The organism is Phenylobacterium sp. (genome assembly GCF_030698145.1).
Classification (GTDB): domain Bacteria; phylum Pseudomonadota; class Alphaproteobacteria; order Caulobacterales; family Caulobacteraceae; genus Phenylobacterium.
In genome coordinates, this window is sequence record NZ_JAUYNW010000072.1 from 1 (window position 1) to 2,436 (window position 2,436).

The window sequence follows — 2,436 nt, forward strand, 5'->3', positions numbered from 1 at the left end:
TCGTGGAGCATCCGACCATAGTCCGCGCCGTCGGCGAACCAGCGGCTGTCCCAGGTGCGGTTGATGCCGAGGCGAAGCCCGACCGGATTGACTTTTTGACCCATCAGGCGGCCTCACCCAATTCGCGGACCACGATGGTGATCTCGCTGAACGGCTTTTCGATGCGGGAAGCACGACCACGCGCACGGGCGGCGAAGCGCTTCATCACCAGGTTTTTTCCCACGAAGGCCTCGGACACGACGAGGTTGTCGATGTCGAGGTTGTGGTTGTTCTCGGCGTTGGAGATCGCCGAATAGAGCGCCTTGCGCACGTCGCGCGCGATGCGCTTGTGGCTGAACTCGAGCTCGTTCAGGGCCCGCTGCACCTTGAGGCCGCGGATCGACTGAGCGACCAGGTTCAGTTTGCGGGGGCTGGTGCGGAGAGTCGTCACCTTGGCCATCGCCTCGACGCCGGTGAGCCGGCGCGCTTTTGCTTGCTTAGCCATGGCTACTTCCTCTTGGCCTTCTTGTCGGCCGCGTGGCCCGGGAAGTACCGGGTGGGGGCGAATTCACCGAGCTTCATGCCGACCATGTCTTCGCTGACCAGGACGGGCACATGCTTTTGGCCGTTGTGCACGCCGAAGGTCAGGCCGACGAACTGCGGCATGATGGTGGAGCGACGCGACCAGGTCTTGATCACATCCTTGCGGCCGGAACCTTGGGCGGTCTCGGCCTTCTTGAGCAGGTATCCGTCGACGAACGGACCTTTCCAGACGGAACGGGTCATGGCTTAGCGAGCCTTCCGAGCGTGGCGCGAACGGATGATGTACTTATCCGTCGCCTTGTTAGAACGGGTCTTGGCGCCCTTGGTCGGCTTGCCCCACGGGGTAACCGGGTGGCGACCGCCGGAGGTGCGGCCTTCACCGCCGCCGTGCGGGTGGTCGACCGGGTTCATGACGACGCCGCGGACGTGCGGGCGGAAGCCCATGTGGCGGACGCGGCCAGCCTTGCCGAGGACCTGGTTCATATGGTCCTGGTTCGACACGGCGCCGATGGTGGCCATGCAAGTGTCCTGCACCATGCGCAGCTCGCCCGAGTTCAGGCGGATCTGGGCATAGCCGCTGTCACGGCCGACCAACTGGGCGTAGGCGCCAGCGGAGCGGGCGATCTGCCCGCCCTTGAGGGGCTTCAGCTCGACATTGTGGATGATCGTGCCGATCGGCATGCCGCGCAGCGGCATGGCGTTGCCGGGCTTCACGTCAGCCTTTTCGGCCGCGATGACCACATCGCCGGCCTTCAGGCGCTGCGGGGCCAGGATATAGGCCAGCTCACCGTCGTCGTACTTGATCAGCGCGATGAAGGCGGTGCGGTTCGGGTCGTACTCGAGACGCTGGACGGTCGCCGGCACGTCGAACTTGCGACGCTTGAAGTCGACCACGCGGTAGAGGCGCTTGGCGCCGCCGCCGCGGAAGCGGACCGCAATACGGCCACCGCCGCCACGACCACCCGACTTGGTGAGGCCCTGGACGAGCGACTTTTCCGGCTTGCCCTTGTGGAGCTCGGAACGATCGACCAGAACCAAGCCGCGACGGCCGGGAGAGGTCGGATTGAATTGCTTCAAGGCCATCGGACTAGAGCCCCGTGGTGATGTCGATGGACTGGCCTTCGGCCAGGGTCACGACAGCTTTCTTGACGTCGTTACGACGACCCGGACGGCCGCGGAAACGCTTGGTCTTGCCCTTGACGACCAGGGTGTTGACCTTGGTGACATTGACCTTGAACAGCGCTTCGACAGCGGCGGCGATTTCATCCTTCGACGCATCAATGGCGACGCGGAAGACGACCTTGTTCTGCTCGGAAAGCAGGGTGGCCTTTTCCGTGATCACCGGCGACAGGATGGCGTCGTAGTGGCGGGCGACAGGGTCGGCCATTACGCGGCTTCCTTCTCGGCATAGCGCGCGTTGATCGCCTCGACCGCGTCCTTGGTGAGGACGAGGGTGTGGCGACGCAGCACGTCATAGACGTTCAGGCCGGCGTTCGGCAGCACGTCCACGTTGGGGATGTTGCGGGCGGCGAGCTTGAAGTTCGCGTCCACTTCCGCCCCGGCGATGACCAGCGCGTTCTTCAGGCCCATCTTGGACAGCGTGGCGCGCAGGCCGGCGGTCTTCGGATCGGTGAGGGTCACGCTGTCGACGATGACCAGCGAGCCCGACTTGACCTTGGAGGAGAGCGCATGGCGCAGGCCAAGGGCGCGGAACTTCTTGGTCAGGTCGAAGGCGTGACTGCGGACCACAGGACCGTGGGCCTTGGCGCCGCCGACGAACTGGGCCGCACGGCGCGAACCGTGACGGGCGCCGCCGGTGCCCTTCTGCTTGTACATCTTCTTGCCCGTACGAGAGACCTCGTTGCGGACCTGGATCTTGTGGGTGCCGGCGCGACGCTTGGCGAGCTGCCAGGT

At 65.0% G+C, this 2,436-nt stretch carries 5 protein-coding genes and 1 pseudogene; all 6 read right to left on the bottom strand.

Features of this window, described 5'->3' with window-relative positions; genetic code table 11:
• Window positions 1–104: pseudogene (locus Q8Q77_RS10740) on the bottom strand (30S ribosomal protein S3); the annotation flags it as partial.
• Window positions 104–484 (bottom strand): 50S ribosomal protein L22, encoded by a 381-nt coding sequence (gene rplV / locus Q8Q77_RS10745; protein WP_254836844.1) that lies wholly within the window; start codon window positions 482–484, stop codon window positions 104–106. The gene rplV and the pseudogene Q8Q77_RS10740, both read right to left, overlap by 1 nt.
• A 2-nt stretch (window positions 485–486) precedes the next feature.
• On the bottom strand, window positions 487–765 hold the full coding sequence (gene rpsS, locus Q8Q77_RS10750; RefSeq protein ID WP_056730050.1) for a 30S ribosomal protein S19: 279 nt from the start codon (window positions 763–765) through the stop codon (window positions 487–489).
• A 3-nt stretch (window positions 766–768) separates the two neighbouring features.
• On the bottom strand, window positions 769–1,605 hold the full coding sequence (gene rplB, locus Q8Q77_RS10755; protein ID WP_254836843.1) for a 50S ribosomal protein L2: 837 nt from the start codon (window positions 1,603–1,605) through the stop codon (window positions 769–771).
• Window positions 1,606–1,609: 4 nt separating this feature from the next.
• Complete coding sequence (locus Q8Q77_RS10760) at window positions 1,610–1,909, bottom strand: 50S ribosomal protein L23 (RefSeq protein ID WP_254836842.1); 300 nt, start codon at window positions 1,907–1,909, stop codon at window positions 1,610–1,612.
• On the bottom strand, window positions 1,909–2,436 hold a 528-nt coding region (rplD, locus tag Q8Q77_RS10765; RefSeq protein ID WP_305583573.1), incomplete at its 5' end, for a 50S ribosomal protein L4. The genes rplD and Q8Q77_RS10760, both read right to left, overlap by 1 nt.

Bases quoted from the DNA above. Each gene is read 5' to 3' on its own strand.
- rpsS (WP_056730050.1), bottom strand. From the start codon at position 765: ATGACCCGTTCCGTCTGGAAAGGTCCGTTCGTCGACGGATACCTGCTC.
- rplV (WP_254836844.1), bottom strand. From the start codon at position 484: ATGGCTAAGCAAGCAAAAGCGCGCCGGCTCACCGGCGTCGAGGCGATG.
- Q8Q77_RS10760 (WP_254836842.1), bottom strand. From the start codon at position 1,909: ATGGCCGACCCTGTCGCCCGCCACTACGACGCCATCCTGTCGCCGGTG.
- rplB (WP_254836843.1), bottom strand. From the start codon at position 1,605: ATGGCCTTGAAGCAATTCAATCCGACCTCTCCCGGCCGTCGCGGCTTG.